At 51.7% G+C, this 269-nt stretch carries 2 tRNA genes; both read right to left on the bottom strand.

What is annotated here, in order from left to right:
* Nucleotides 1-48: 48 nt before the first annotated feature.
* Nucleotides 49-124, bottom strand: a tRNA-Ala gene (locus tag F2P46_RS36860).
* A gap of 20 nt (nucleotides 125-144) precedes the next feature.
* Nucleotides 145-221: transfer RNA gene (locus tag F2P46_RS36855), tRNA-Ile, on the bottom strand.
* Nucleotides 222-269 lie beyond the last annotated feature (48 nt).

Genomic DNA, 269 nt, shown 5'->3' with positions numbered 1-269 from the left:
TCTCACCATGTGGTGTTGCTTACGTTTGCACTTTCAAGATTAGTAGAGTGGTGGAGGATGACGGGATCGAACCGACGACCCCCTGCTTGCAAAGCAGGTGCTCTCCCAGCTGAGCTAATCCCCCAAGGTATATCTGAGACATACTGGTAGGGCTGGTTGGACTCGAACCAACGACCCCCGCGTTATCAACACGGTGCTCTAACCAGCTGAGCTACAGCCCCGACTTGGACACTGCTACTGTTTCTTCTAAATTCAACAGTCGATAAGAG

The sequence above is a fragment of the Massilia sp. CCM 8734 genome (assembly GCF_011682155.1).
Classification (GTDB): domain Bacteria; phylum Pseudomonadota; class Gammaproteobacteria; order Burkholderiales; family Burkholderiaceae_D; genus Telluria_A; species Telluria_A rubra.
The sequence above is the reverse complement of the archived record's forward strand: the minus strand, read 5'-3'. Positions and strand labels throughout refer to the sequence as shown.